Annotated in this window: 7 protein-coding genes; 5 read left to right on the top strand and 2 right to left on the bottom strand. The window is 70.2% G+C overall.

The window, feature by feature from the left end; genetic code table 11:
- Positions 1-552, top strand: a 552-nt coding sequence (locus tag BYZ73_RS23600) for a phage tail tape measure protein (RefSeq protein WP_220086875.1), incomplete at its 5' end; no start/stop codon positions are given.
- A complete protein-coding gene (locus tag BYZ73_RS20725) occupies positions 552-1,148 on the top strand; it encodes a hypothetical protein (RefSeq protein WP_112317513.1) in 597 nt (198 codons plus the stop codon). The genes BYZ73_RS23600 and BYZ73_RS20725, both read left to right, overlap by 1 nt.
- Before the next feature lie 8 nt (positions 1,149-1,156).
- Here the strand turns inward: BYZ73_RS20725 and BYZ73_RS20720 are convergent, their stop codons facing one another.
- Positions 1,157-1,549 (bottom strand): type II toxin-antitoxin system HicB family antitoxin, encoded by a 393-nt coding sequence (locus BYZ73_RS20720; protein WP_075786981.1) that lies wholly within the window; start codon positions 1,547-1,549, stop codon positions 1,157-1,159.
- Between the two features lie 17 nt (positions 1,550-1,566).
- Positions 1,567-1,749 (bottom strand): type II toxin-antitoxin system HicA family toxin, encoded by a 183-nt coding sequence (locus tag BYZ73_RS20715; RefSeq protein ID WP_075786980.1) that lies wholly within the window; start codon positions 1,747-1,749, stop codon positions 1,567-1,569.
- Positions 1,750-1,845: 96 nt separating this feature from the next.
- Here BYZ73_RS20715 and BYZ73_RS20710 point away from each other — a divergent pair, with 96 nt between their 5' ends.
- The 3 genes from BYZ73_RS20710 to BYZ73_RS20700 all read left to right on the top strand — a co-directional run.
- Positions 1,846-2,370, top strand: a complete 525-nt coding sequence (locus BYZ73_RS20710; protein ID WP_112317512.1) for a hypothetical protein — start codon at positions 1,846-1,848, stop codon at positions 2,368-2,370.
- A complete protein-coding gene (locus BYZ73_RS20705; protein WP_112317511.1) occupies positions 2,358-2,804 on the top strand; it encodes a DUF6950 family protein in 447 nt (148 codons plus the stop codon). Before BYZ73_RS20710 ends, BYZ73_RS20705 begins: the two co-directional genes overlap by 13 nt.
- On the top strand, positions 2,789-3,050 hold a 262-nt coding region (locus BYZ73_RS20700), incomplete at its 3' end, for a hypothetical protein (protein WP_220086873.1). The genes BYZ73_RS20705 and BYZ73_RS20700, both read left to right, overlap by 16 nt.

The raw sequence follows: 3,050 nt of genomic DNA, 5'->3' as shown, positions 1-3,050 counted from the left end.
AAGGAGACCGGCGACAGCTTCAAGACCTTCTTCAAGGATCTGGCCAAGGGCTCGGTGGATGCGGGCGACGCGATCTCGGCCTTGGCCGACCGGATGCTCGACGATCTGCTGGACCGGGCGCTGTCGCCGGTCTCGACCGCGATGGGCGGCTTCTTCGACAGCCTCTTCGCGGGGATGTTCGGCGGCGCCGGTGCGGGCGCGGGCGGCGGCGTGACGGTCAACGCGCTTGGCAATGTCTTCGAGGGCGGCCGGGTCCGGGCCTTTGCCGCGGGCGGCGTGGTCGACCGGCCAACCTTCTTTCCGATGAAGGGCGCCACGACCGGGCTGATGGGCGAGGCCGGGCCCGAGGCGATCCTGCCGCTGACCCGGCTGGGCAATGGCAAGCTCGGGGTTGCCAGTCTTGGCACCGGCGGGTCTGTGCGCATGGGCGATGTGCATGTCAGCGTCGCGGGCAGCACTGCCAGCCCGGAACAGATCGCGGAAGCGGTGCGGCGGGTGACGCGCGACGAGGCGCAGCGGGTCTATGCCCGCCAGCGCCGGGAGGGCGTCTGATGGCCTTTCCGCCCGAGGCCGTGCGCATCGCGGGCTTCACGCTGCGCCAGATCAGCAGCGCGATCCGCACCCAAAGCCCCTACAGCTTCGCGCAGACCGCCTATGACTTCATGGGCGGGACCTGGGCGGCCGAGCTGACCCTGGCGGCCTTCGATGCCCGCGAAAGCGCCGCGATCTCGGCCTGGCTTGCCAGCCTCAATGGCCCGGCGGGCCGCTTCGAGCTCGACATGGAAGCGATGGACTATGACGGCCCGCAGGGGGCGATCACCGCCGATCCCGTGGTGGCGGTCGCGGCCTCGGCCCGGGCGAAGACGCTGGTCCTGCAGCTGGCCGCCGCAACCGACACTATAAGTGTCGGCGACTACCTCACCCTCGACGGCCATCTGCATATCGTGACCGGGGCCGAGGCCCCCACGGCCGCCTTCCGGCAGACCCTCACCCTCTGGCCCCGCCTGCGCGCCCCCGTCGCCCCGGGCGATCCGGTGGCGATGCGCGCACCTTACGGCAGCTGGGCGCTGGCCGGACCCGAGACCGCGCTGGCCGTCAGTCAGGCCCGGCTCCGGACCCGCACCTTGCAACTGGTCGAGGCGCTCTGATGACAGGCTCAGCCGGTGATCTCGCGCCGCGCCAGATCGGCAAGGAAGGCCGAACGGGTCAGCCCGCGCTCCTTCGCGGTCTGGTCGATGGCCGCCAGCAGCCCCGCATCCATGGTGATATTGGCCTTGGCGGTCCGCCCGCTCAGCCGGAAGAACGGCACCGCCAGAAGGAAGGCCCCGGCCTCAAGATCGCGGGCGACCTCGGCATCGGCGCGGACCGCATCGAGGCTGCGCGCCTCGGGCAGGGGCTCGTCTTCCAGATGAAGCGCAAGCGCCTCGCTGGCATTGGGCAGAAGATCGTCGAGCGCATCGGCGGCCGAGAAGCAGCCAGGCACGTCGGGGAAATGGATGCCGAAGGCGCTGTCGCCCTCCTGATGCACGACGCCGATGTAATGGCGCATGGGGTCTCTCCCTTCGGTTACAGCCAACCGGCCTGCTTGTGGATGTTGCGCACCGTGCCCAGCGGCAGGTCCTTCTTCGGGTGCGGAATCGTCACCGTCCGGTCGCCCTTGCGGAACTTGTGGTGCGAGCCGGTGACCTTCACCAGCACGAAGCCGTCCTGTTCGAGGCGCTTGATGATCTTCCGGCTGTTGGTTTCCACCCTCGGCGCCCCTGTGTGGTTGTGCGCATATAAATACGCCCTGCGCTGTGCGAGTGCAAGGATCGGGTGCAGATATATGCGCATGGAGGCGCTGTGATGGACACCAGCGGCGACAGGATCCTCGGCCTTCTGGTGCAATGCCGGTTCGACAGCGGCGAGCTGAACATGTTCACGGGGCATGGCACGGTCGAGTGGGAGGGCGTGACCTATCTGGGGGCGGCCGGGCAGATGCTGCGGATCGGCGAGGCGCAGGAGACCTCGGGGGGCGAGATGCCGGGGCTGACGCTGACGCTGTCGGGGCTCGATCCCGAGGTGGTGGCGCTGGCCGAGCTGGAGGAGTTCCAGCGCCGCCGGGTGACGCTGCGCCTCGCGCTCTTCGGCCCCGAGGGCCAGATCGAGGCGGCCGATGTGCTGTGGGACGGGCTCGCGGACACGCTCGACAGCGATGACGGGCCCGAGGCCGCGACCGCGACGCTCGCCTGCGAGGAACGCGCCATGGATCTGGGCCGCAAGCGCCCGTTTTACTACCTGCCCGAGGATCAGCAGCGCCGCTTTCCGGGCGACCGCTTCTTCGACCTCGTCCAGGCCATCCAGAACCGGGAGGACACATGGGGGAGATGATCGGGACGATGAACGGCGGGACGATGACACGCCGCGAGGGCTGGGAATTGCGGCTGGCGGCCGAGATCCGCGCCTGGGAGGGCCGGGTCTTCACCTGGGGCTCGGCCGATTGCCTGGGCTTCTGTCGGGCCACCGCACGGGCGATGACGGGCACCGATCCGATCCCGGACCTGCCGGATTATGCCAGCGAGATGCAGGCGGCGAAGGGGCTGGTGCGGCTTGGCTTTGGCTCCATCGCCGATCTGATCGACGCGCATCTGCCGCGGGTGGCGGTGGCGCTGGCGCGGCGCGGCGACTGGGTTATGGGCGATGCCGCGGGCGCGCTGCCCGGCGCCATGGGTGTGGTCACCGGCCGCCATGCGGTGCATCTGGCCGAACGCGGCCCCGTCCGCCGCCCGGTCCTCGACGCGGAGGCGGCATGGCGCATCGGGTGATCTGGCTCGCGGGGGCTCTTTTTATTATCACGGCGGCCCCAGCCCTGGCGATGCCGCCGGTCGGGGCGGCGCTGGCGGCGGCCGCCGGGGGCTGGGCCGCGGGGCTGACCGCGACCGCCATCATGGGCCAGGCCGCCATGGCCTTCGTGCTTTCGGGCGTGCAGATGGCGCTGGCGAAGAAGCCGAAAGCGAAGACCCGCGACGAGATCACGCTGAACCGGATCCAGCCGGTGACCGCGGGGCTGA

This window comes from Rhodovulum viride, assembly GCF_003265965.1.
Lineage (GTDB): Bacteria > Pseudomonadota > Alphaproteobacteria > Rhodobacterales > Rhodobacteraceae > Rhodovulum > Rhodovulum kholense.
This window is presented reverse-complemented; position numbering and strand designations above follow the sequence as displayed.

Excerpts from the sequence above, each read along its gene's own strand:
- BYZ73_RS20725 (WP_112317513.1), top strand. The coding sequence starts at position 552 with ATGGCCTTTCCGCCCGAGGCCGTGCGCATCGCGGGCTTCACGCTGCGC.
- BYZ73_RS20720 (WP_075786981.1), bottom strand. The coding sequence starts at position 1,549 with ATGCGCCATTACATCGGCGTCGTGCATCAGGAGGGCGACAGCGCCTTC.
- BYZ73_RS20710 (WP_112317512.1), top strand. The coding sequence starts at position 1,846 with ATGGACACCAGCGGCGACAGGATCCTCGGCCTTCTGGTGCAATGCCGG.
- BYZ73_RS20705 (WP_112317511.1), top strand. The coding sequence starts at position 2,358 with ATGGGGGAGATGATCGGGACGATGAACGGCGGGACGATGACACGCCGC.